General features: G+C 70.3%; 24 protein-coding genes and 1 other RNA gene. 7 read left to right on the forward strand and 18 right to left on the reverse strand.

Going from position 1 to position 21326, the window contains the following annotated elements; all coding sequences use genetic code 11:
* Nucleotides 1–28: 28 nt before the first annotated feature.
* Nucleotides 29–2005 carry a DNA polymerase III subunit gamma/tau gene (dnaX, locus tag ABIC63_RS03360; RefSeq protein ID WP_294369585.1) on the reverse strand — a complete coding sequence of 659 codons (1977 nt, stop codon included), beginning with the start codon at nt 2003–2005 and terminating at the stop codon, nt 29–31.
* 87 nt (nt 2006–2092) lie between these two features.
* Here dnaX and ffs point away from each other — a divergent pair.
* Together ffs and ABIC63_RS03370 are read left to right on the forward strand one after the other, a co-directional pair.
* An RNA gene (ffs, locus tag ABIC63_RS03365) (signal recognition particle sRNA small type) lies at nt 2093–2189 on the forward strand.
* A gap of 245 nt (nt 2190–2434) precedes the next feature.
* Nucleotides 2435–2746: a hypothetical protein gene (locus tag ABIC63_RS03370; RefSeq protein ID WP_294369587.1), complete on the forward strand. Its 312-nt coding sequence runs from the start codon at nt 2435–2437 to the stop codon at nt 2744–2746.
* Between the two features lie 41 nt (nt 2747–2787).
* Here the strand turns inward: ABIC63_RS03370 and fliR are convergent, their stop codons facing one another.
* The 13 genes from fliR to fliF all read right to left on the reverse strand — a co-directional run bounded on the left by fliR (nt 2788) and on the right by fliF (nt 14040).
* On the reverse strand, nt 2788–3558 hold the full coding sequence (gene fliR / locus ABIC63_RS03375; protein WP_294369590.1) for a flagellar biosynthetic protein FliR: 771 nt from the start codon (nt 3556–3558) through the stop codon (nt 2788–2790).
* Nucleotides 3559–3604: 46 nt separating this feature from the next.
* The gene (fliQ, locus tag ABIC63_RS03380; RefSeq protein ID WP_017757546.1) at nt 3605–3874 is read right to left on the reverse strand and encodes a flagellar biosynthesis protein FliQ; all 270 of its coding nucleotides are present in this window, start codon (nt 3872–3874) and stop codon (nt 3605–3607) included.
* A 24-nt stretch (nt 3875–3898) separates the two neighbouring features.
* Entirely contained in the window at nt 3899–4648 is a 750-nt protein-coding gene (gene fliP, locus ABIC63_RS03385; RefSeq protein ID WP_294369593.1) for a flagellar type III secretion system pore protein FliP, read from the reverse strand.
* Nucleotides 4641–4934 (reverse strand): FliO/MopB family protein, encoded by a 294-nt coding sequence (locus ABIC63_RS03390; protein WP_294369596.1) that lies wholly within the window; start codon nt 4932–4934, stop codon nt 4641–4643. Before ABIC63_RS03390 ends, fliP begins: the two co-directional genes overlap by 8 nt.
* Before the next feature lie 37 nt (nt 4935–4971).
* Nucleotides 4972–5337: a flagellar motor switch protein FliN gene (gene fliN, locus ABIC63_RS03395; RefSeq protein WP_476344937.1), complete on the reverse strand. Its 366-nt coding sequence runs from the start codon at nt 5335–5337 to the stop codon at nt 4972–4974.
* Entirely contained in the window at nt 5327–6268 is a 942-nt protein-coding gene (gene fliM / locus ABIC63_RS03400; RefSeq protein WP_294369601.1) for a flagellar motor switch protein FliM, read from the reverse strand. The genes fliN and fliM overlap by 11 nt, the downstream gene beginning before the upstream one ends.
* A gap of 27 nt (nt 6269–6295) precedes the next feature.
* Nucleotides 6296–6886, reverse strand: coding sequence for a flagellar basal body-associated FliL family protein (locus tag ABIC63_RS03405; RefSeq protein ID WP_294369604.1), 591 nt, complete (start codon nt 6884–6886; stop codon nt 6296–6298).
* A 113-nt stretch (nt 6887–6999) separates the two neighbouring features.
* Nucleotides 7000–8532, reverse strand: a complete 1533-nt coding sequence (locus ABIC63_RS03410; RefSeq protein ID WP_354318681.1) for a flagellar hook-length control protein FliK — start codon at nt 8530–8532, stop codon at nt 7000–7002.
* On the reverse strand, nt 8529–8996 hold the full coding sequence (locus ABIC63_RS03415; RefSeq protein ID WP_294369610.1) for a flagellar export protein FliJ: 468 nt from the start codon (nt 8994–8996) through the stop codon (nt 8529–8531). Before ABIC63_RS03415 ends, ABIC63_RS03410 begins: the two co-directional genes overlap by 4 nt.
* A 32-nt stretch (nt 8997–9028) precedes the next feature.
* Nucleotides 9029–10402 (reverse strand): flagellar protein export ATPase FliI, encoded by a 1374-nt coding sequence (gene fliI / locus ABIC63_RS03420; RefSeq protein WP_502935844.1) that lies wholly within the window; start codon nt 10400–10402, stop codon nt 9029–9031.
* A gap of 22 nt (nt 10403–10424) precedes the next feature.
* Nucleotides 10425–11186: a flagellar assembly protein FliH gene (locus ABIC63_RS03425; RefSeq protein ID WP_354318683.1), complete on the reverse strand. Its 762-nt coding sequence runs from the start codon at nt 11184–11186 to the stop codon at nt 10425–10427.
* Nucleotides 11187–11226: 40 nt separating this feature from the next.
* Nucleotides 11227–12216, reverse strand: a complete 990-nt coding sequence (gene fliG / locus ABIC63_RS03430; protein WP_017759319.1) for a flagellar motor switch protein FliG — start codon at nt 12214–12216, stop codon at nt 11227–11229.
* A gap of 6 nt (nt 12217–12222) precedes the next feature.
* Nucleotides 12223–14040 (reverse strand): flagellar basal-body MS-ring/collar protein FliF, encoded by a 1818-nt coding sequence (gene fliF / locus ABIC63_RS03435; RefSeq protein ID WP_502935842.1) that lies wholly within the window; start codon nt 14038–14040, stop codon nt 12223–12225.
* A gap of 158 nt (nt 14041–14198) precedes the next feature.
* Between fliF and fliE the strand changes: the two genes are divergently transcribed.
* A complete protein-coding gene (gene fliE, locus ABIC63_RS03440) occupies nt 14199–14516 on the forward strand; it encodes a flagellar hook-basal body complex protein FliE (protein ID WP_294369614.1) in 318 nt (105 codons plus the stop codon).
* A gap of 19 nt (nt 14517–14535) precedes the next feature.
* Here the strand turns inward: fliE and ABIC63_RS03445 are convergent, their stop codons facing one another.
* The 4 genes from ABIC63_RS03445 to ABIC63_RS03460 form a co-directional block, all read right to left on the reverse strand.
* Complete coding sequence (locus ABIC63_RS03445; protein WP_043114550.1) at nt 14536–14835, reverse strand: flagellar protein FliT; 300 nt, start codon at nt 14833–14835, stop codon at nt 14536–14538.
* A gap of 22 nt (nt 14836–14857) precedes the next feature.
* On the reverse strand, nt 14858–15283 hold the full coding sequence (gene fliS, locus ABIC63_RS03450; RefSeq protein ID WP_017759946.1) for a flagellar export chaperone FliS: 426 nt from the start codon (nt 15281–15283) through the stop codon (nt 14858–14860).
* A 68-nt stretch (nt 15284–15351) separates the two neighbouring features.
* A complete protein-coding gene (gene fliD / locus ABIC63_RS03455) occupies nt 15352–16800 on the reverse strand; it encodes a flagellar filament capping protein FliD (RefSeq protein WP_294369631.1) in 1449 nt (482 codons plus the stop codon).
* 103 nt (nt 16801–16903) lie between these two features.
* A complete protein-coding gene (locus tag ABIC63_RS03460; protein ID WP_234192324.1) occupies nt 16904–17749 on the reverse strand; it encodes a flagellin N-terminal helical domain-containing protein in 846 nt (281 codons plus the stop codon).
* Nucleotides 17750–18302: 553 nt separating this feature from the next.
* Between ABIC63_RS03460 and flhD the strand changes: the two genes are divergently transcribed.
* The 4 genes from flhD to motB all read left to right on the forward strand — a co-directional run bounded on the left by flhD (nt 18303) and on the right by motB (nt 21245).
* The gene (flhD, locus tag ABIC63_RS03465) at nt 18303–18635 is read left to right on the forward strand and encodes a flagellar transcriptional regulator FlhD (protein WP_017760131.1); all 333 of its coding nucleotides are present in this window, start codon (nt 18303–18305) and stop codon (nt 18633–18635) included.
* Nucleotides 18636–18662: 27 nt separating this feature from the next.
* The gene (flhC, locus tag ABIC63_RS03470) at nt 18663–19214 is read left to right on the forward strand and encodes a flagellar transcriptional regulator FlhC (protein ID WP_354318684.1); all 552 of its coding nucleotides are present in this window, start codon (nt 18663–18665) and stop codon (nt 19212–19214) included.
* A gap of 121 nt (nt 19215–19335) precedes the next feature.
* Nucleotides 19336–20199, forward strand: a complete 864-nt coding sequence (gene motA / locus ABIC63_RS03475; RefSeq protein ID WP_234192326.1) for a flagellar motor stator protein MotA — start codon at nt 19336–19338, stop codon at nt 20197–20199.
* A gap of 47 nt (nt 20200–20246) precedes the next feature.
* Nucleotides 20247–21245, forward strand: a complete 999-nt coding sequence (gene motB / locus ABIC63_RS03480; RefSeq protein ID WP_354318685.1) for a flagellar motor protein MotB — start codon at nt 20247–20249, stop codon at nt 21243–21245.
* The last annotated feature ends 81 nt before the right edge of the window (nt 21246–21326 follow it).

Genomic DNA, 21326 nt, shown 5'->3' on the forward strand with positions numbered 1-21326 from the left:
CTGGAGATAAGGTTGTCGGTGAACGGAATCAGGCCGGCTTGAGGGAGCCGGGCACGATGCGGGCATCCCACTGGCGCATCAGCGCCTGCACATCGGGATCGCCCATGATGGCTTGCTCGGCCGCGAGTTGGCGGGCCTCGGCAGCCGCCCTGTTGCGCAGCGCCGGGCTGTCGACCACGGCGCCCACCTCGATGGCCAGCCGCACGGCGTGGCCGGCGCCGGCCAGGGCATTCTGCAGCCGCTCGCGGCTGGCGCCCTGGTTGAGGGTTTCGCGCTCCACGCGCAGCAGCCACTGGTCGACGTCCCGCGCCACGAGCTGCGACTGCAGCGCCAGTTCGCGTGCCAGGGCATTGATCGCCTCGGCGGCCACGAGGCCCATCACGGTCTGGTGCCAGAAATCGCCCTCCTCGCTGGGACGGATGCGCCCGGCGGCGGACTCGCGCGGCGCCTCGCGCGCGCCCGGCGGCGGCTGCACGCGCAGCGGCACGGCAACCACCGGCGTGTCGGGCTCGCCGGTCGCGGGCGCCGGCCTGGGCGGCGGCGAAGGACTGCGGCCCCGCATGTCGACGACCGGCAGCCTTTGCACGGGGTGCCCGGCGGCGGGTGCGGAAGCGGGCGCCACGGGGGCGGGACGTGCAACGGAGACGGCGTGCGTCTCGGCCTCGGCACGCAGGACGACGGGCGCCGGCGATGCCTGCTGCGCAGGGGGCATCCGCTCCGCCGGTAGCCGTTCGGAAGGCGTCTCCGGCAACTGTGCGGGATGCGCATGCGCAGCCGGTGGCGCGGATGCAGACGCCTGCGCCGCGGACGAGCCCCGCGGCGTCGCAGGCGCCACCGCCATGCCGGCGGGTGCCGGCCGCGCCTCAGCGTTCAGCGGACTTTTTTTTTCAGCCGCGCCCGCAGGCTTGAAGGCCAGCAGACGCAGCAGCACCATGGTGAGCCCGGCGTACTCGTCGGGCGCCAGACCCAGTTCCGCACGGCCATGCAGGCAGATGCTGTAGAGCAGTTGCGTCTCGTCGGCGGGCATGGCGCCGGCCAGCCGCGCCACCTCGGCCGCATCCGGGTCGGCGGCATCGACGGCCGCGGCGCGGGCGGGCACGGCCTGCAGCACCGCCATGGCCTGGAGCACGGCCGTCATCTCCTCCAGCGTGGACGCGGCGGCCAGGCCGGCCACGCGCATGGCCTCGACGGTCTCGACCACGGTGCCACCATCGCCACGCGCCAGGGCGTCGATCAGCGCATGCACATGGCCCCGGTCGGCACTGCCCAGCATCTGGCGCACACCGCCTTCGGCCAGGCTGCCGTTGCCATAGGCGATCGCCTGGTCGGTGAGGGACAGCGCATCGCGCATGGAGCCGCGCGCCGCACGCGACAGCAGGCGCAGCGCGCCCGGCTCAGCCTCGATCTGCTCGGCGCCCAGGACACGCGTCAGGTGATCCAGCACCGTCTCGGGCGCCATGGGCCGCAGGTTGAACTGCAGGCAGCGGCTGAGCACCGTGACCGGCACCTTCTGCGGGTCGGTGGTGGCCAGGACGAACTTGAGGTACTCGGGCGGCTCTTCCAGCGTCTTGAGCATCGCGTTGAACGCGGTGTTCGTGAGCATGTGCACTTCGTCGATCATGAAGACCTTGAAGCGCCCCTGCACCGGCTTGTAGACGGCCTGCTCCAGCAGGCCCTGGACCTCGTCCACGCCACGGTTGGAAGCCGCATCCAGTTCGGTGTAGTCGACGAAGCGGCCGGCGTCGATGTCGGTACAGGCCTGGCACACGCCGCAGGGCGTGGCGGTGATGCCGCCCTGGCCGTCCGGCCCCTGGCAGTTGAGCGACTTGGCCAGGATGCGCGAGACCGTGGTCTTGCCCACGCCGCGGGTGCCGGTGAAGAGGTAGGCATGGTGCAGCCGCTGCTGCGTGAGCGCATTGCTCAGGGCCTGCACCACATGCTCCTGGCCCACCATCTCGCCGAAATTGCGAGGACGGTATTTGCGGGCGAGCACGAGGTAGGACATCCGGTCGATTCTAAGAGGCGGTGCCCGCGGCCCCGGGATGGCCCGCCGCCGCGGGATGGCTTGCAAGCCTGGGTTATGATCGACCTCGACGGGCCTCCCCGCATGGTCAAGCGGCCAACCGGGTCAGGTGGGGAACCAAGCAGCCCTAACTGCGTAGCCAGTGCCGGGGGTAAGGCTCGTCACCTTCTTCTTCGATCATCGTGTCCGCGCCAGCGGGCCTCGAACCCGCCGGGTTCGCGATCCCTCCCCCATCTCCTCTGTGTCACCGCTGTGGGTCGGGCGCGTGCATTCGCGCCCTTTCCTCGGGTTCGTGAATGTTGCTTTGCAAATGTTAAGCGCTTGACAGCAGGCCGATCCGACGCCTGCATCGATTCCTAGACTGCCGCCCAGACCCCCATCCCGGGGCTATTGGCTCGACTGGAATACACCGTGAAGCGCTCGACTTTCCTGCTGCCCGTGCTCGTCCTCCTCACCCTGCAGGGCTGTGCCTGGATGGCCCGTCCCGGAGACCGCGAGGACCCGATTCCTCCGCGGCTCGTCAAGGAAGGCGACACCTGGGTGTGGGACCGTCCGGGCGCCTTCGGCCCGGTGCCCCAGACGCTGGCTTCGGCCGGCGACCGCGTGTGTGGCTCGCTCGACAAGAACGGCACACACTGGAAACCCACCGGCTACCACGCACGCGCCGAAGACGGGCTCGGCCGTCCCTTCGACGGGGGCGGCTACTTCTGCGTGCCGCAGTAGGCCCAGCGCTGGCGCAAGGCAAGCGCAGTTGAGGCTTGGCCTCAACGGCCACCCACGAAACCGCCCAGCATCCGGTCGATCAGGCCCAGCAGCGGCGACTCCAGCATCGGCAGCACCCAGGCCATGGCCGCCATGCCGGCCGTGAGCGTCACCGGAAAGCCGATGGCGTAGATGTTCATCTGCGGCGCCACGCGCGAGATGATGCCGAGCACCAGGTTGACGAAGAGCAGCAGCCCGACCATCGGCAATGCGATCCATAGTGCGCTGGCGAAGAGCTCGGCGCCCAGTTCGTGCACACGCACCCGCATCAGCGCATCCATGAGGCCGCCGCCGATGGGGAACACCTCGAAGCTCTTGATGACGGCCATCAGGACCGCGAGGTGGCCATTGACCACCACGAAGAGCAAGGTGGCCAGCGTGCCGAAGAAGCGCGACACGGCGCTGGCCTGCGTGTTGTTGATCGGATCGAAGAAGCTGGCGTAGTTCAGGCCCATCTGCAGGCCAGCCAGTTCGCCCGCCAATTCCACGGCGGCCAGGATCAGCCGCGCCGCGAAGCCGATGGCCATGCCGATGCCGGCCTGCTGGACCAGCGCTCCCAGGGCCAGCGGGCTGTCCACGCCGATGGCGGGGGCCGGCGGCAGCACGCCCTGCGCGCACAGGGCGATGACAAAGGCCAGGCCGATGCGCGCGCGCACGGGCAGCGCGCGCGAGGAGAACACGGGGGCGGTGGTGAACAGGCCCAGCACCCGCAGGAAGGGCCAGAGCACGGGCGTGATCCACGCCGTGAGCTGGGCTTCGCTGAAGGTCAGCATGCGTGGGCTCGCACGGCCGGCCGACTGCCCGGTGCCGGGCGGGAGATCACGCGACGACGCTGGGCAGCGACTCGATGATGCGGCGCAGGTAATCCACCAGCATCGTCAGCATCCAGGGCCCGGCGATGGCCAGCACGGCCACGGCCGCGACCAGCTTGGGCACGAAGGCGAGCGTGGCCTCGTTGATCTGCGTGACGGCCTGGAAGATGCTCACCACCAGGCCGACCGCCAACACGGCCAGCAGCACGGGCGCGGAGACCATCAGCAGCAGCAGCAATGCGTCCTGGCCGGTCGTCAGCACCATCTGGGCGTTCATGGAAAAGGTCCTCGAAGAGAGCGGTCAGGTAATGAAGCTGGCGGCGAGCGAGCCCAGCAGCAGGTTCCAGCCGTCGGCCAGCACGAAGAGCATGAGCTTGAAGGGCAGCGCCACCAGCACCGGCGACAGCATCATCATGCCCAGCGACATCAGCACGCTGGACACCACGATGTCGATCACCAGGAAGGGGATGAAGATCATGAAGCCGATCTGGAAGGCCGATTTCAGCTCGCTGGTGGCGAAGGCCGGGATCAGCACGCGCAACGGCGCCGTCTCGGCCGTGGTCTCCGAGGGCAGCTTGGCCAGCCGCGCGAACAGCGCGAAGTCGGACTGCCGCGTCTGCTTGAGCATGAACTGGCGCATCGGCTGCTCGGCGCGCGAGAGCGCCTCGTCGAACGCGATCGCGTTGCGGCTGTAGGGCTCGTAGGCCTCGGCGTAGACCTTGTCCAGCGTCGGCCCCATCACGAAGAGCGTGAGGAAGAGCGAGAGGCCGATGATCACCTGGTTGGGCGGCGCAGCCTGCGTGCCCATGGCCTGCCGCAGCAGCGACAGCACGATCACGATGCGGGTGAAGCCCGTCATCATCAGCACCACGGCCGGCAGGAAGCTCAGCGCGGTGAAGAAGAGCAGCGTCTGGATGGGCACCGAGTAGCTGGTGCCGCCGGCGCCCTGCCCGATCAGCAGCGGCAGCTGACCGGCCGCGGGCGCCTGCTGCGCGAGCACCGGCGCGATGAGCGCCAGGCCGAGGCCCGCGCCCGCGATCCACTTACGCATCGCCGGGCTCCTGGACAGGGAGGATGCCGGCCGCAGGCAGGGTGTGCAGGCAGTTCACCGCCTGCGCCGTCACGCCCAGCACCAGCCAGGTCCTCGCATGGGCCGGCCCGACTTCCACGGTGACCACCCGCTGCTGCGGCCCCACGGCCACCGCCGACACCACGCGCGACGCCGCATCGGCCGCGCCCGGCGCCAGCAATTGCCGTGCGCGCAGGCGCCGCAGCACGAAGGGCAGCGACGCGATCAGCGCAATGAAGAGGACGATGGTGAGAAGGCTCTGCGTCACGCGGCAAGCACCCGGATCGGATCGAAGGAAAAGGCGCTCAGGCGCGGTGCACGCGACGCAGGCGCTCGGAAGGCGTCACCACATCGGTCAGCCGGATGCCGAAGCGGTTGTTGACCACCACCACCTCGCCCTGCGCGACCAGGTAGCCGTTGACCAGCACATCCATGGGCTCGCCGGCCAGCGTGTCCAGCTCGACGATGGTCCCCTGCCCCATCTGCAGCACCTGCTTGATCGGCACCTTCTTGCGGCCCAATTCCACCGACAGCTGCACCGGGATGTCCAGCACGCGCTGGATGTCCTGTGCCATCGCCGCCGCATCGGGCGTGGCCGCGGCGGCGCCAGGCTCGCCGGGCTCCAGCGGCTCGGCCCAGGCGGCGGAAGAGGAAGAGGTGTCATTGCTCATGGAAGGCTCCTTGGCTGCCGAGGTGCTGCTCGATGCGCAGCGCATAGCGGTCGTTGTGCGTGCCGTAGCGGCAGGCGAAGACGGGGGCGCCTTCGATGGTGGCCAGCACCATCGGCTGGCGGTCCAGCTGGATGAAGTCGCCGGGCTTCATGGCCAGCAGATCGGCCACGCTCAGTTCCGCCTGGGCCAGTTCGGCCACCAGCGTGACCTCGGCGGCCTGGATCTCGCGTGCCAGCTGGCCGACCCAGCGGCGGTCCTCCGCCAGCGCGGTGGCCTGTTGCGGCCCATAGAGCACGTCGCGGATCGGCTCCAGCGCCGCGTAGGGCAGGCACAGGCGCAGCTGGCCTTCGTAGGTGCCGAGCGCGACAGACAGCGTGGTCACCACCAGCGCATCCTGCGGCGTCGCAACGCCGGTGAACTGCGGCAGCCGCTCGTGGCGCAGATAGCTGGGCACCAGTGGATAGACGTCCTTCCAGGCGCGGGCGTACTCCTGGCCCAGCAGCACCATCAGCCGCTGGATCACGCGCTGCTCGGTGGGCGAGAAGTCGCGGTCGATGGGGGTGTGGACCGTGCCGCCGCCACCGTACAGCGCATCCACCAGGGCCGAGACGAAACCGCTGTCGCAGGCAAACAGCGCCTGGCCGCGCAGTGGCTGCAGGCCGTACACGCCGAAGCAGGCGGGCATGGCCAGCTCGCCGGTGTAGTCGGCCATGACCTCTTCCCAGCGGCGGACCTGCACGCTCGCGGCGCCCAGTTGCGCACTGCGGCGCGACAGCTGGAACAGCCCCTGGCCCAGGTGGCGCACGAAGCGTTCGTTGACCACGTCCAGCATGGGCAGCGGCTGGCGCACGCGCCGGTCGCTGGGCAGCAGCTCCAGCACGCCAGGCGGCGTGGCGGCCTGCGCGGGGTCGGAAAGGGAGTCCTCGCTCATCGCTTCACCTCCGGGCACGGCACGCGCTCACTGCACGATGAAGCTGGCGAACAGCACGGCGCGGATGGGGCCGGTGTAGCGCTGGGTCAGCGGTCGCCTGTCGCCCTCGCCGTCGGTGCGGATGGGGCGCGGCGTGCGCAGCCCGGCCACGCGGGAGACCTCCATGACGATGTCCTGGGCCAGCTTGTCCTTGCCGTCGCGCCGCAGCAGCTCCTCCGCGGTGCGCTGCGAGACCAGCATCAGGATGCTGCTGCGCACGGCCGGCAGGCGCTGCTTGATCTGGTCGCCCAGCTTCTCGTCGCTGAGTTCGAGCGTCACGCCGATTTGCGCGAAGCGGTCACCGCCGGGGTCGGCCAGGTTGACCACCATGTTGTCCAGGGCCATGTAGATCGGGGCGGGCTTCTTGGCCGACGAGGGCGCCTCGTCGTCCTCCTCGTCGCCGGCCGCGGCCTCGGCATGGGTGTCCTTGCCCTTGGCATGGCTGCCACCCTTCATGAAGAACCAGGTTCCGCCGGCGGCGCCGCCCGCCAGCACGAGCACGGCCACGACGATCAGCACGATCTTGATGAGGTTGCTCTTGGGCTTGGCGGCCCCTTCGGCGGCGGCATTGGCGGACACGGATCATTCCCCTCGGTTTGCAGGGCCCGGCACCGGACCTTGGCGGAATTATTCGGCGCACCCGCCCGGGCCGAGCCGCGGAACAAAGGCAGGAAAACCGGCTTCTTTCCGGATTACACGAAGAGGTCGAGCGCGCCACGACCCGGTCGGCGCGTCCCGACCGATGCCATCGCGGGGGGCATGTCGGCCGGGTCGGCCGAAGACCGGCCGGCCCCGGACTCCGGCGGCGTCGAGCCGCCACCCTGCGCCTGCGCGCCGGTGCCCTGCCCCTGGCCCGGCGCGGTGCCCACGCTGGCCGAGCCCAGGCTCAGGCCCTGGCCGGCCAGCATCTGCTCCAGCTGCGGCAGCGACTGGTGGATCAACTGGCGCGCCTGCCGGTCGTCGCTCTGGAAGAGCACCTGCGCCTCCTGCCCCTGCAGCCGCAGTTGCACCGAGACGGGCGCGTCGCCCGGCCCCGCGACCGTGAGCTGTGCGCCCTGCACCTGCTGCGCCGCCCACCAGCTGATCGGGTCGAGCAGCGCGTCCGAGGCGTCGCCCCAGGCGGCGCCCACGTGCGTGGCGGCCAAGGGCGCGGTGACGGGCAGCGTGCCGCCCAGATCGGGCGCACCACCAACCGGCCAGCCGGGCGGCACGACCGTCGTCGAAGTCGTAGCGGACGCATCGGCATCGGGCTCGTCGACGCGCTTCCAGCCCGCGGCAAGCACCGCCTCTGCCGGCAGGAGGGCAGACGGCGGCTGGACCGCTGCCGCATCCGGCGCGATCGGCGGCGTCGCCGCTGCCCCATGTTGTGCGGCCAGCACCGGATTCGACGGCGACTGCGGCAGCAGGGCGCCCGCGGCGCCGGCGTGCCCATGCGCGGACGCGCCGGCCGGATGCGCGGGCGCGGCCACCTCAGGCACCGGCCGGTGATCGGCCAGGGCCTGGCCCAGCATGCGGGTCTGCCAGCGGGCGGACACGGCCGCGGTGGCCGCTTCGGCCGGCGTCTGGACGACGGGGGTCGCGGCGCTGCGCGCGCCATGCGGCGCTGCCGGGCTCCCGGCCATCGCACCCTCGCGCTCCTGGGCACCGCCGCCCGGCCCTGCGGCGGACGCCAGGCCGGCGCCGGCCGACATGACGGACGCGCGGCCTGCCGGCCCGCCCGCCGCGGCATCGCCGACGGCCTCGACGCCCAACCCTGCCGCGGGCTCCGCGCTGCCAGCCTGGGCACCATCGGGCGTCTGCTGGCGCTGCGAGAGCATCAGCGCCAGGTCCTGCGCAGCGACGGCGGCCGGCGGATCTTCCTGCAGCGCTTCCGTTTCATCCTTGTCGCTGTGGTCCGTGCCGGGCGCTGCCAATGTGTCCGCGGCCGCATCGGGCGGCGTGGGCACCGAGGGCGCCGCTTCTGCCTCCGCGGCCGCCGTCGCCGGGCGATGCGCTCCGTCCGGGGCTCGTTCGGCGCCCGGAGGCCGCGCGCGCGCGGCGCTCCCCTGCGACGCGCCGGCCGGCGCCTGCGCCTCGGCCCCGTTGGCTTGCCGAAGCAGCGACGCGAATCCGGCGCCCTCACCGGCCGCCCGGGCCTGCAGGCCCACCTCGCCACCCGGAGCCGGCAGCCCCGTCGGCGCCTTGGCCGTGGCGGCGCCGGCCGCAGAGGCCGACACGACGGTCACCGGCCCTCCCACGACGCACGCCCCGGGCCACGCCGGTGCACCTGCGCCGCCAGTTCGTCGGCGGCCTTCTGCTCCCGCCGCTGCTCGGCCTGGCGTGCCTTGGCGTCGCGGCTGGCGATCACCTGGCGCAGCGCTTCGAGCTTCTGCTCGGCCTCGCGCACCTTGGCAGAGATCCGCGAGACCGCCTGCGCATGCTGCTCCAGGATGCCGGTCTGCATCCGGATGGTGTGGTGCAGCCGGTCCATGAACTGGTAGTGGTGCCGCATGATCTCGGGCGCATGCCGCGCTTCGGAGGCACCCCAGCGGGCGGTGGTTTCCTGCGCATAGCCTTCCAGCTGGTCCAGCTGCAGCTGCGCCGCGACCCAGGCCTGGCGCGCCACAGCCAGCTGCTGCGCCACGGCATCGCGCCGGGCCCGAGCCATCTGCTCGGCCATGGCCAACGCGTCGGTCTTGGGTGCGGTCATGGACATCCTCGGAAAAAAAGATCGGGCGCCGGTCAGTTCGCCTGCACGGCGTCGGCGATGTACTGCAGGCCGGCAACGCTTTCGTCCATGGGCGCGCCTTCGCGCATGTCCTGCTGCAGGAAGGCGCTCATCACGGGCTGCAGGCGGATCGCCTCGTCCAGCACCGCATCGCTGCCCGCCGCGTAGGCGCCCACCCGCACCAGGTCGCGGCTGCTGCGGTAGCGGCCATAGAGCGTGCGAAAGCGCCGCGCCGCCTCCAGGTGTTCCGGCGTGGCCACGTTGTGCATCACGCGCGAGGCCGACTGCTCGATGTCGATGGCCGGGTAGTGCGCCTCTTCCGCCAGGGCGCGGGACAGCACGATGTGCCCGTCCAGGATGGCGCGGGCCGCGTCGGCGATCGGGTCCTGCTGGTCGTCCCCTTCGGACAGCACGGTGTAGAAGGCGGTGATCGAGCCCACGCCGTTGAGGCCGTTGCCGCTGCGCTCCACCAGCTGCGGCAGCCGCGCGAAGCACGAGGGCGGATAGCCCTTGGTGGCTGGCGGCTCGCCGATGGCCAGCGCGATCTCGCGCTGCGCCATGGCATAGCGGGTAAGCGAATCCATGAGCAGCAGCACATGCTGGCCCCGGTCGCGGAAATGCTCGGCCACGGCCGTGGCATAGGCGGCGCCCTGCATCCGCAGCAGCGGCGGCGCATCGGCGGGCGCGGCCACCACCACCGAGCGGGCGCGCCCCTCCTCGCCCAGGATGTCCTCGATGAATTCCTTGACCTCGCGGCCGCGCTCGCCGATCAAGCCAACCACGATGACGTCGGCCGCGGTGTAGCGGGCCATCATGCCCAGCAGCACGCTCTTGCCCACGCCCGAGCCGGCGAACAGGCCGATGCGCTGGCCACGGCCGACGGTGAGCAGCGCATTGATGGCCCGCACGCCCGTGTCCAGCGGCAGGCGCACGGGGTCGCGGTCCATGGCGTTGATGGGGCGGCGGTCCATGGGCTCGGCGACCACGTCCTGCAGGGGCCCCTGGCCGTCCAGCGGAATGCCCTGGGGATCGACCACGCGCCCCAGCAGGCCCTGCCCCTGCGGCAGGCGCAGCATGCCGCTGCGCGCGCGCACATCGCGTTCGGGCTCGCCCAGGCGGGGCACCGGCACGTAGGGAGCGGCGGGCACAACGCTGGCACCGGCCGACAGCCCATGCACATCGCCGGCGGGCATCAGGTAGGCCAGCTCGCCGGAAAAGCCCACCACTTCGGCCAGCACCGGCGCGCTGCCGGGCATCACCACCTGGCACTGGGCGCCGATGGGCTCGCGCACGCCGCGCGCCTCCAGCACCAGGCCGGCCACGCGCGTGAGCGTGCCCCGCACCTCCAGGCCGGGCGCCTGCTCGACGCGGCGGCGCGCGTCGTCCATGAAGCGTTGCCACACGGCGCGCTCAGGCGGCATCAACGTCGGACTCCTGTTCGTCCGCCGAACGGGCCGCGGCCGTGGCCGGCACCTGGTCCGCGCCGGGCGCCTCCCAGGGCACGGTCAGGCCCAGGCTGGCCACGGCGCGGGCCCAGCGTGGGGCGATGCCGCCGTCGACCACCGCGCCGGCCGATTCCAGGCGGCAGTCGCCCGGCGGCATCGCACCCTCGGCGACCACGGTCAGGCCGCGGCTGGCGAATTCCTGTTCCAGCGCAGCTGCCAGCCAGGCATGGTCGTCGGGCGAGAGCACCACGCGCACGCTGCGGCCGTCGGCCACCAGCAGGTCGATGGCCTCGCGTACCACGGGCTCCAGCAGTTCGGGCCGGGTGGCCAGTTCCTGGCGCAGCACCTGGCGGGCCAGCGCACAGGCGATGTCCAGCGTGCCGCGGGCGATGTCCTGCTGGGCCGCATCCAGGCCCTCGCGGGCGGCATCGAGCAGGGTGGCGAAGCGCTCGGCCTGCTCGTGCAACTGGCCATCGGTCAGCGCACGCATGGCCTTGTCGGCCTGCGCCCGGGCCTCGGCGGCGCCGGCGGCGTGGCCTTCGGCATAGGCCTGGGCACGGGCCTCGGCCAGAAGCGCCTCGATGTCGATGGGCGGCTCGGGCGGCGGGCCCTCGTCCTCGGCGATGGCCGGTGGCGGCGCATCCATGCGCTCGAAGGTCCAAGGCGCGGCCGTGCCGCCGGCCAGCAGGGCCAGTCGCTCGGCGCTGATCAGTCGGGATCGGCTCATGGGCGCAAGCAAGGCCAGGGACATGGCAGGACGGGCGGCCTCACACCATGCCCGCGCCGCCGCCCAGCACCACCTGGCCTTCTTCGGCCAGACGGCGCAGCGTCTTGAGGATCTCCTTCTGCTGCGCCTCGACCTCCGAGACGCGCATCGGGCCACGGGCCTCCAGGTCCTCGCGCAGGGCCTCGGCAGCGCGCGAGGACATGTTCTTCAGGAACTTGTCGCGCAGCGGATCGGCCGCCCCCTTGAGCGCGACGATGAGCGTCTCGGTGGCCACTTCCTTGAGCAGCAACTGCACCGAGCGGTCGTCGAGCTTGAGCACGTCGTCGAAGACGAACATCAGGTCGGCGATCTCCTGGGCCAGGTCCGGATCCTGGATGCGGATGGCGTCGAGCGCGGAGGTGTCGTTGCCGGCGCCCAGCAGGTTGATCATGCCGGCCGCCGTCCTGGTGCCGCCCGGCGAGGGCTTGCGCACCTTGCCGCCGCCGGCCAGCACGCGGAACATCACGTCGTTCAGGTCTTCCAGCGCGGCCGGGTGGATGCCTTCCAGCTTGGCCACGCGCAGCAGCACGTCGCCGCGCATGTCCTCGCCGAGCTGCACCAGGATGGCGGCGGCCTGCTCCGGCTCCAGGTGGGCCAGGATGGCGGCCACGATCTGCGGATGCTCGTTGCGCAGCACCTCGGCCACGGCCACGGCGTCCATCCACTTGAGGTTCTCGATGCCGGTCAAGTCGCTGGTCTGCAGGATGCGGTCGGCCAGGATGCCGGCCTTTTCCTCGCCCAGGGCATGCTGCAGCACCGTGCGCACGTACTGGTGCGTGTCGGCGGCGTACAGGCCCTGGCCCGACGTCGCGGCGATGAAGCGCTCGGCCACCGCACCCAGGCGCTCGCGCGACACCACATGCGTGCGCGCGATGGTCTCGCCGATCTTCTGCACCTCGCGCGGCGACAGGTGCCGCAGCACCTCGCCGGCCTCCTGCTCGCCCAGCGACATGAGCAGCACGGCGGCGTCTTCGAGTCCTTGTTCGTCCATGGCGGCTCAGGCCTTCTCGGCGTCTGCGTTGATCCAGCCTCGCACGATGTTGGCGACGGCGGCGGGGTTCTGGCGGGCCATGACGCGGGCGCCTTCGAGCTGGGCCTGTTCCAGCAGCAGCTCCGGGCGCGGCAGCGCGATGGGCTCCGGGCCGCCCTCGATACCGGGGGCTTCCAGCGCCGGGCGCTCGGGGTCGTCGCCCACCACGGCGTCCAGCGCGCCGCCCGGGCCCGGCAGGGCCGCGGCGATGGGCCCGCCTTCCAGCGCGAGGGGCTCCTGCGGCGCCTTGTCCTTGGCGGCCTCGGGCTTGGGCGGGGCCAGGGCCTTGAGCGCCGGGCGTACCAGGCCGAAGAGCACGGCCAGGCCCAGCACGGCCAGGGCCGCCGGCCAGGCCAGGCTGCGGGCCAGCTCGTACAGCTCGGGCCGCTTCCACAGGGGCAGTTCGGGCGCCACGGCACCGTCGGCCATGAAGGCGGCATTCATCAGGTTGACCGAATCGCCACGCTCCTTGCTGAAGCCGATGGATTCGCGCACCAGCGCGGTCATCTGCTCCAGCTGGGCCGCGGGCAGCGCGGTGGGCGTGACCTTGCCCTGCGCATCGGGCACACCCTGGTAGTTGACGACCACGGCCGCCGACAGGCGCTTGACGGTGCCCACCGCGCCGCGCACGGTGCGCACGGTCTTGTCGACCTCGTAGTTGGTGATGGACTCGCGCTTGCCCGGCGGGCGCTGGCCGGCCTGGGCCTGGCCTTGTGCCTGGGCACCGTTGGGGGCCAGCGGGGCGGCCTGGCCGTTGATGGGCGCGGCCGGCGCCCCGGGCGGTTGCGGCTGGTTGGAGGCCGCCCCCGGCACGCCCGAGGGCTGGGCCGGCGTGGCGCCCACCGTCTCGATGGTCTGCTGGCTGCGCACCGCGCTGGCGTCCTGCGACAGGTTGGGCCGGTGCTCCTCGCTGGTGGCCTCGGTCTGGGAGAAGTCCACGTCGGCCGTCACCTGGGCCTTCACGTTCTGCTTGCCGACCACCGGCTCCAGCATGTCCAGGATGCGACGGGTGTAGAGCTGCTCCAGCTGCTGCACATAGGCCAGTTGCTGGGCATCGACGCTGCCGTTGGCATTGGCGTCGCCGGTGCTGGACAGCAGCTTGCCGCTGTCGTCCACCACGCTGACGGCCGCGGGGCTGAGCTCGGGCACGCTGGAGGCGACCAGGTGCACGATGCCGGCGATCTGCGCGCGGTCGAGCGTGCGGCCCGGATGCAGCGTCAGCAGCACCGAAGCCGAGGGCTTCTGCTGCTCGCGGAAGAAGCCGTTCTGGTTGGGCAGCGCCAGGTGCACGCGGGCCGACTGCACGGCCGCCAGGGCCTGGATGGAACGCGTGAGCTCGCCCTCCAGCCCGCGCTGGAAGCTCAGCTTCTCCTGGAACTGCGTCATGCCGAAGCGGTTGGCATCGGTCAGCTCGAAGCCGGCGACCGAGCCCTTGGGCAGGCCCTGCGAGGCCAGGCGCAGCCGCACGTCGTGCACCTTGTCGGCCGGCACCATGATGGCGCCCCCGCCCTCGGTGTACTTGTAGGGCACGTTCATCTGCGCCAGCTGGGCGACGATGGCGCCGCCGTCCTTGTCGCTGAGGTTGGAGAACAGCACGCGCCATTCGGCCGAACGCCCCATGACGATGGCGGCGATGGCCACCGCCGCCAGCAGCACGGCGCCGAGCGCCAGCTTCAGGCGCTGGCTGCGGTCCAGGGCGGCGAAGCGGCTGGCCAGGCCGGCCGGCACCAGGGCATTGCCGGGCATGGGGCTGGTGGCGGGAAGCTGGGCGGCAGCGGCGGACATGAGGGGAGCGGCGGCGTTGGAGGGCGGACGCCAGGACAGCCTCCGCATGGCCGCCGATTATTCGAAGCACTGCCGCCGCCAAGCCTTGGATAAGGCCCCGGATTCGGCCTCAATTCCCGCCATGGCATGCCGACGGGCGCCTTAGCATCCGGGCCATCATGGAACTGCGCCTGAACACCGTCACCCCCTCGGCCGCGGGCCTGCGGCCGGCAGGCGCCGCCCGCCCTGCACCCGGCGTGGATGCCGCGGCCGGCGGCGGCTTCTCGTCGGCGCTCTCGGGCGCACTGCGCGAAGTGAGCAATGCCCAGAACGAGTCGTCGCGCCTGCAGAAGGAAGTGCAGATGGAGAACCCGCAGGTCAGCCTGGAGCAGACCATGGTCGCCATCCAGAAGGCCCAGGTGGGCTTCCAGGCCACCCTGAACGTGCGCAACCGGCTGGTGCAGGCTTACACGGACATCATGAACATGCAGGTGTGAGGCGCGGCCGGGCGCTCCCTCAGTGCATGGTCTGCAGGCGAGCGTCGAAGAGCTGGGCCACGTCCGACAGCCAGGGCTCGGCCAGCACGCGGATCTCGGCATCGTTGCGCAGGATGCGCTGCATGATGCGCGCCTTCTCGGCCCGCTCGGTGCGCTCCAGCTTCTCGCTGCGGCCCTTGAAGCGCAGTTGCTCGATCAGCACCGCGCAGGCGCCCTCGCAGCGCACCACCTCGTCCCAGTCCTCGCGGCGTGCGGCCTCCAGCATGCGTACGCTCGCGTCCTCGATCGCCTTGTAGTAGTCCAGCAGTCGATGGGACATCGCGAGCTCCTGCATAGCGGCTTCAGGCCGGTTGGGGGGCCACTGCATGCGCCTGCGGACCGATCTCGCGCCAGGCCTGCGCCACGGGACCGATCAGGGCGGCCACCTCGGCCACGATGGCCGCGTCGTTGCGCAGGTTGGCCGTGGTGAGGCGGCCGATGCAGTAGTCGTACAAGGCGCGCAGTCTACCTGCCAGCTCGCCGCCGCGCGACAGGTCCAGGCCAGCCTTGAGCCCCTCTTCGAGCAGGCGGACGGCGCGCCCGATCTGCTCGCCCTTGGCGGCGATGTCGCCGCGGGCCAGCGCGCCCTGCGCAGCCAGCAGCGACTGGCCGACGCCTTCATAGAGCATCTCCACCAGGCGGTGGGGGCTGGCACCGCCTTCGATGCTGGATTCGACCGCGACGCGCTGGTAGGCACGGGCGACGCGGGCGGCGGGAGGTGTGTACATGGCGGCTCCTGATTCGATGCTTTCCTTCTTTATCGGCCGCCGCCGCCCAAAATCAAGTCAGTTACACGTCAACTGCCCGACTTGTTCCACTGCGCGATCTGCTGCTTGACGTAGGTGTCCAGCGAGGTGAGCGTGCTCAGCTTGGCGTCCAGCGCCGAGTACTGGGCCCGCAGGCGCGACTCGACCAGCGTCATGCGGTCGGTCTGCTTGGTCTGGTCGTCCGAGTTGGCGTCGAGCTGCTTCTGCAGCGCCGCGGTGCGCGTCTCCAGCGTGCCGTCGGTGCCCACGGCGCCCTGGGTGAAGGCCGAGAAGCGCGAGGCCCAGCCGTCCGTCGTGCCGCCGGCACCATCGCTGCCCCCCATGAAGAAGGTCTTGACCGCATCGGGGTTGGCCAGCGCTTCGGACAGCTTGGTGCTGTCCAGCGTGAGGCCGCCGTCCGCGCTCTTGCCGATGGAGATGCCCAGCTGCGACAAGGTGGTGAAGGTGCCGCTCGCATTCGCGGTCCCTACCAGCCGCCGCATCATGGTCTGCAGGCCGGTCACCATGCTGTCGCCCTGCATCAGCCCCGCCTTCTTGCTGGCCGCGTCGTACGAGGTCAGCGAGTTGATCTGGCTGTTGATGTTGTTGTAGGCGTTGACGAAGCCCTGGATCGCGTTGGTGAGCGCATTGGTGTCGGTGCTGGCGGTGACGGTGACCGGATCGGCACTCAGCTGCGACAGCGTCAGCGACAGGCCCGGGACGGCGCCCGTGACGGTGTTGGTGGCCGAGGTGACGGTCACGCCGTCCACCGTCGCGACGGAGTTGGCCGCCCACTGCACGCTGTTGGCCGCCATGCCGGCGCCCGAGCCCGGCGCGTCGAAGGCCAGGCCGCTCAGGGCGGTGCCAGTGCCCGAGCCGCTGGCCGAGACCTGGAAGCCCGCGGCCTCGCCGGTGGTGGCCGAGCGCATCACGAGCCGCTGGCCGCTCAGGTCGGTGACCACGCTGGCCGTCACCCCGGCGCCGGCCGCGTTGATCTTGGAGGCGACGGTGGAGAGCGTGTCGCCTTCGCTGATGGCGACGTCCACGGCAGCGGCACTGCCGGCCGCGAAGCTGGGGCTCGTGCCCGAGGTGCCGCTCCAGGTGCCGACCTGGATCGACAGCGTGCCCGCCTGGAAGCCATCGGTGGCGGCCACCGCCGAGGACGACACCGACTGCGAGCGCGCCAGTTGCGACACGCTCACCTGGAAGCTGCCGGCGGCCGCCAGGCTGGAGTCCAACACCTTCACGCCCACCGCCGCGGAAGAAGAACTGGCCGTCTTCGTGGCCCACAGCGTCGCCTTGGTCAGCGCGGTGGCCGAATCCGACAGCGTGGACAGCATCGACTTGACCGTGCCCACCGCCGACACCTGGCTCTGGATGGTGCTCGCCTGGTTCTGCAGCTTGGTGACCGAGGTCTGCTCGATCGACATCAGCTTGCTGACGATGGAGTCGATGTCGATGTTGGTGCCGCTCGACGTCACGGTGCCGGTGCTGGCCATGTGCGGTGCTCCTCAATGGTTGAAGGCGGCGGGCGAAGAATCGCCAGCCGCCTCGATGGAGACGCCCTGCCGGGCGGCAGCGCGCCCCTCGTCCTGCGAACGATCAGCCCAGCAGCTTCAGCACGGTCTGGGGCATCTGGTTGGCCTGCGCCACCATCGAGGTGCCGGCCTGCTGCAGGATCTGCGCGCGCGACAGGTTGGCCGTCTCGACGGCGAAGTCGGCATCGGTGATCCGGCTCTTGGCGGAGCTGGTGTTCTCGGCCGCGGTCTGCAGGTTGGTGATGGTGGCCTCGAAACGGTTCTGGGCGGCACCGAAGGTGGAGCGCGAGTTCGAGATGCTGTCGATGGCCGAATCGATCGCCGTCATGGCGGTGCGTGCACTGGCGGCGGTCGTGCCCAGGGTTGCCGAGGCGCCCTGGGTGGCGGTGGTCATCGCGCCTGCCACGTCGGTGGTGGCGACGGAGATCTGGTTGTCCGCCGACGTGTTGGCGCCCACCTGGAAGGTGAACGTGCCGCTGGAGCCCCCCGTGCCGGTCAGCAGCGACTGGCCGTTGAACTTGGTGTTGGTGATGATCCGCGAGTTTTCCTGGGCGAGCTGCTTGAACTCGTTGTCCAGGGCCGTGCGGTCGGTGCTGGTGTTGGTGTCGTTGGCCGACTGCACGGCCAGTTCGCGCATGCGCTGCAGGTTGTTGCCGATCTGGGCCAGCGCGCCTTCGGCCGTCTGCGCCAGCGAGATGCCGTCGTTGGCATTGCGGGCCGCCACGTTCATGCCGCGGGCCTGGGCGTCCAGGCGGGAGGCGATGGCGAGGCCGGCGGCGTCGTCCTTGGCGCTGTTGACGCGCAGGCCGGACGACAAACGCTGGATCGAGGTCGCCAGCGAGTTCTGGCTCGCGGCCAGGTTGCGCTGGGCGTTGAGCGAACCGATGTTGGTGTTGATGATCGAGGCCATGGTGACTACTCCTGTTGCAAGCCGGTGGATCCGGCATCCGTTGCCAATGTCTGCCAGTGCCGACACTGGCTGCCAGACGGACCGGTGAGGCCCGTTGCCTGGATTTCGGGTCTCGCGGGGCTCGACTTGAGCACTTTATTTTTCGGTGCAGACCCTAAAGATTCCGGCCCTGCGCAAGACACCCGGCCCGTTGTCCGGCAGTCGGCGGCGGCCTGCCCAACACCGATACGACCTGTTACTGTTCTAACGCATTGCCCGCGACAGCTGTAACTCGCTAGAACTTTCGCTGACTCGACGCCAAAACCCCACAGTGTCCTTGACAGCGCCATCCATCGCGGGAACGCTGACACCTGGTGTGACAAAGTTAATGCGTAGGCACTAGATGCACCGGATTGCTGGCACCAAGTCTTGGAATGAATACTTTCCGTGTAACCAAAAATCTCGCGAAGTTGCAGCTTGGATGACACCAAGTACCGCCTGCTTCGCATTAAGTTTTTTGTTACCAATCTCACAATTACTTCCATCGACTGACACAGTTCCTTGGGGGCCCACCATGACCAGCGACCAGATCCTTTCCGAGATCAAGGAAGCCAACCTCACCTACCTGATGCTGGCCCAGAGCCTCATCCGCGAGGACCGCGCGCAGGCGCTCTACCGCCTTGGCATCTCCGGCGAATCGGCCGACCTGATCGCGGCGCTGTCGCCGGCCCAGCTGATGAAGATCGCGTCGGGCAACATGCTGCTGTGCACCTTCCGCGCGGACGACGACATGGTCTGGAGCCTGCTGACCAACCACAACGTCGGCCACCGCACCATCAACGAGGCCACGGCCCGGCTACATGCCAACATCGTCATGTCCAGCCGCATCGCGGAGCAGGGTCTCTGAACCTGTCACCTCGTGGATAGCAAGAAGATGCCTACCCCCAAGAGCGTGCTCGACGAGTCGCGCCAGATCGACCGGGCCGTCAGCCTGATCGAGATGGGCGCCCGGCTGCAGGTGCTCGAAAGCGAAACCGATCTGTCCTACGAGCGCCTGCTGCGCCTGTACAAGGAAGTGGCCGGCCGCTCGCCGTCCAAGGGGCAGTTGCCCTTCTCGACGGACTGGTTCCTCACCTGGCAGCCGAACATCCACGCCTCGCTGTTCCAGAACATCCACGCCTACCTCAGCCGCTCCAGCGCCGACCTGGAGAACGTCGACGTGATGATCAAGGCCTATGGCCTCTATTCCGAGCAGGTCGGTGCGCAGGGCCTGGAGCCGCTGCTGACCATCACCCGCGCGTGGCGCCTGGTGCGCTTCGTCAAGAACAACATGCTCAAGATGGTGCCCTGCACGCGCTGCGGCGGCCACTTCGTCGCCGATGCCTACGAGAACCCCCGCCACTTCGTGTGCGGCCTGTGCGAGCCGCCGGCTCGGGCGGGCAAGGGGGCGGGTGCAGGTGCGGCCAATGGTGTGCATCTTCAGTGAATTGAACCCCAGGCACCCTGCCTCCGAACTGTCGATATGGGCCCGTGATCGGGCCCTTTTTGCGGGACCGGTTCAGCCCGCCGTCAGGCCCAATAGCACCACCTGATCTTCGATCTCCACCATGTTCGTCATCCTCGGTTACCTGGTCGCCCTGGGCTGCATCTTCGGCGGCTTCATCGCGCACGGCGGCAACATCGGCGTGGTGCTGCATGCCCTGCCCAACGAGATCCTGGTGATCGGCGGCGGCGCCATCGGCGCCTTCGTGGTCAACAACCAGCCCAAGGTGCTCAAGGCCACGATGAAGGCCCTGCCCGCCTCGCTCAAGGGCTCCAAGTACACCAAGGCGCGGTACATGGAGCTGATGGCGCTGCTCTACGACATCCTCCAGAAGGCCCGCAAGGACGGGCTGATGTCCATCGAGAAGGACGTGGAGTCGCCGGCCGAGTCGCCCATCTTCCAGGCCTATCCCAAGGTGGGCAGCGACCACCACGTGGTGGAGTTCACCACCGACTACCTGCGCATGATGGTCTCGGGCAACCTCAACGCGCACGAGATCGAGTCCCTGATGGACAGCGAGATCGAGACCCACCACCAGGAGGCCCATGGCCCCGTGGCCGCCCTCACCCGCCTGGCTGGCGGCCTGCCGGCCTTCGGCATCGTGGCCGCCGTGCTGGGCGTGGTGAACACCATGGGCTCAGTGGGCCAGCCCCCGGCCGTGCTCGGCGCCATGATCGGCTCGGCGCTGGTGGGCACCTTCCTGGGCATCCTGCTGGCCTACGGCGTGGTGGAGCCGCTCGCGGGCCTGCTGGAGCAGAAGGCCGAGGACGCGGGCAAGGAGCTGCAGTGCATCAAGACCACGCTGCTGGCCAGCATGCAGGGCTACAACCCGACGACGGCCATCGAGTTCGGCCGCAAGGTGCTGTTCTCCACGGAGCGGCCGACCTTCAGCGAACTGGAAAACCACGTCAAGAAGAAGCCAGCTTGAGGCCCCTGAACGCCGCGCCGCCCCGTCACTGAAGCACGAACGCAACCATGGCCACCGGCTCGTCGGGGCGCAAGCTCCAGCCCATCATCGTCAAGCGCGTCAAGAAGACGGTGCATGCGAGCCATGGCGGCGCCTGGAAGATCGCGTACGCCGACTTCGTGACGGCCATGATGGCCTTCTTCCTGCTGATGTGGCTGCTGGGCTCGACCACCAAGGGCGACCTGCAGGGCATCGCCAACTACTTCAACTCGCCGCTCAAGGTGGAAATGGCAGGTGGACCGGGCACCGGCAGCAGCTCCAGCATCGTGACCGGCGGCGGCAACGACCTCACCCGCACCACCGGCGAGATGCGCCGCAGCACCGAGGTGGGCAAGGACCCGACCCGCTCGCACACGGCCGAGGCCCGCGCCCAGGCCGCGCGCGAGGACGCACGCAAGCTCGAAGCCCTGCGCGGCCGCATCGAGGTGCTGATCACCAGCGACGTGAAGCTGCGCGAGTTCCGCTCGCAGATCCGCCTGGAGACCACGCCCGACGGCCTGGAGATCCAGATCGTCGATGCCCAGCAGCGGCCGATGTTCGACACCGGCAGCGCGCTGGTGAAGCCCTACATGCGCGACATCCTGGGCGCCATCGGCGGCTCGCTCAAGGGCATCGACAACAAGGTGAGCCTGGCCGGCCACACCGATTCCACCCCCTACGGCAACGGCGAGCGCGGCTACAGCAACTGGGAGCTGTCGGCCGACCGCGCCAACGCCTCGCGCCGCGAACTGGTGGCCGCCGGCATGCCCGAGGACAAGCTGATCCGCGTGGTGGGCTTGGCCGCCAGCGACCCGCTGGACAAGAACGACCGCACCGCCGCCATCAACCGGCGCATCAGCATCACCGTGCTCACCCGCGAGGCCGAGGCCCGCATGGACGGGCGCCGGAGCATGGAGGCCGGCGATGCCGTGAAGGCGTTGCAGGAGCAGGCGACGCCCGCGCCGGCCGCCGCGGCCAGCGCGCCGGCGGCAACGCCCCGGCAGAACGTGGCGGACGCCAAGCCCTGAACCGGCGCACGCGTGCGCCGGACGGCCCGCCGAAGGCCCGAACAGCCACGCCACGCCGCCGCATATCGGCCCTTCGGCGCA

Source organism: Pseudacidovorax sp. 1753 (assembly GCF_040544975.1).
In the GTDB taxonomy this organism is placed as follows: Bacteria; Pseudomonadota; Gammaproteobacteria; order Burkholderiales; family Burkholderiaceae_C; genus Xenophilus.

What these genes read in the sequence shown, in the direction of transcription:
- fliF (WP_502935842.1), bottom strand. Translation starts at nt 14,040, where the DNA reads ATGTCCGCCGCTGCCGCCCAGCTTCCCGCCACCAGCCCCATGCCCGGC.
- flhC (WP_354318684.1), top strand. Translation starts at nt 18,663, where the DNA reads ATGCCTACCCCCAAGAGCGTGCTCGACGAGTCGCGCCAGATCGACCGG.
- fliM (WP_294369601.1), bottom strand. Translation starts at nt 6,268, where the DNA reads ATGAGCGAGGACTCCCTTTCCGACCCCGCGCAGGCCGCCACGCCGCCT.
- fliP (WP_294369593.1), bottom strand. Translation starts at nt 4,648, where the DNA reads ATGCGTAAGTGGATCGCGGGCGCGGGCCTCGGCCTGGCGCTCATCGCG.
- ABIC63_RS03460 (WP_234192324.1), bottom strand. Translation starts at nt 17,749, where the DNA reads ATGGCCTCGATCATCAACACCAACATCGGTTCGCTCAACGCCCAGCGC.
- ABIC63_RS03445 (WP_043114550.1), bottom strand. Translation starts at nt 14,835, where the DNA reads ATGTCCCATCGACTGCTGGACTACTACAAGGCGATCGAGGACGCGAGC.
- fliE (WP_294369614.1), top strand. Translation starts at nt 14,199, where the DNA reads ATGGAACTGCGCCTGAACACCGTCACCCCCTCGGCCGCGGGCCTGCGG.
- fliD (WP_294369631.1), bottom strand. Translation starts at nt 16,800, where the DNA reads ATGGCCAGCACCGGCACCGTGACGTCGAGCGGCACCAACATCGACATC.
- fliI (WP_502935844.1), bottom strand. Translation starts at nt 10,402, where the DNA reads ATGGACGACGCGCGCCGCCGCGTCGAGCAGGCGCCCGGCCTGGAGGTG.
- fliS (WP_017759946.1), bottom strand. Translation starts at nt 15,283, where the DNA reads ATGTACACACCTCCCGCCGCCCGCGTCGCCCGTGCCTACCAGCGCGTC.
- motB (WP_354318685.1), top strand. Translation starts at nt 20,247, where the DNA reads ATGGCCACCGGCTCGTCGGGGCGCAAGCTCCAGCCCATCATCGTCAAG.
- fliQ (WP_017757546.1), bottom strand. Translation starts at nt 3,874, where the DNA reads ATGAACGCCCAGATGGTGCTGACGACCGGCCAGGACGCATTGCTGCTG.
- fliR (WP_294369590.1), bottom strand. Translation starts at nt 3,558, where the DNA reads ATGCTGACCTTCAGCGAAGCCCAGCTCACGGCGTGGATCACGCCCGTG.
- fliG (WP_017759319.1), bottom strand. Translation starts at nt 12,216, where the DNA reads ATGGACGAACAAGGACTCGAAGACGCCGCCGTGCTGCTCATGTCGCTG.
- dnaX (WP_294369585.1), bottom strand. Translation starts at nt 2,005, where the DNA reads ATGTCCTACCTCGTGCTCGCCCGCAAATACCGTCCTCGCAATTTCGGC.
- flhD (WP_017760131.1), top strand. Translation starts at nt 18,303, where the DNA reads ATGACCAGCGACCAGATCCTTTCCGAGATCAAGGAAGCCAACCTCACC.
- fliN (WP_476344937.1), bottom strand. Translation starts at nt 5,337, where the DNA reads ATGAGCAATGACACCTCTTCCTCTTCCGCCGCCTGGGCCGAGCCGCTG.
- ABIC63_RS03425 (WP_354318683.1), bottom strand. Translation starts at nt 11,186, where the DNA reads ATGAGCCGATCCCGACTGATCAGCGCCGAGCGACTGGCCCTGCTGGCC.
- motA (WP_234192326.1), top strand. Translation starts at nt 19,336, where the DNA reads ATGTTCGTCATCCTCGGTTACCTGGTCGCCCTGGGCTGCATCTTCGGC.
- ABIC63_RS03415 (WP_294369610.1), bottom strand. Translation starts at nt 8,996, where the DNA reads ATGACCGCACCCAAGACCGACGCGTTGGCCATGGCCGAGCAGATGGCT.